Origin of the sequence: Paraburkholderia sp. SIMBA_027, from assembly GCF_046535315.1 — a bacterium.
Lineage (GTDB): Bacteria > Pseudomonadota > Gammaproteobacteria > Burkholderiales > Burkholderiaceae > Paraburkholderia > Paraburkholderia tropica.
The window spans coordinates 1-228 of the sequence record NZ_JAWRWY010001782.1; the positions used below are offsets into that span (position 1 = coordinate 1).

Genomic DNA, 228 nt, shown 5'->3' on the forward strand with positions numbered 1-228 from the left:
CCATTCTTTCTTTTACTTTAGACAAGTTCATTGTAAATTCTGATATTGATTCTCTGAATAAATCTGTAGTGGAAAAAGTACAATTGATAGAACAACTGGACGAGAAACAGAAAGAATCCATATTCAATATTATTGATATGGCGCTCTATAATCTTAAACTTAAAAAAACGCTTTCTAACGCGCTGGCTTTATGATAAAAATAAACCCGCTGTGAAGCGGGTTTATTAT

Annotated in this window: 1 protein-coding gene; it reads left to right on the forward strand. The window is 31.6% G+C overall.

The genetic code is table 11. From position 1 onward, the window contains the following. Positions 1-194, forward strand: a 194-nt coding sequence (locus tag SB764_RS45295) for a hypothetical protein (protein WP_410867481.1), incomplete at its 5' end; no start/stop codon positions are given. Positions 195-228 lie beyond the last annotated feature (34 nt).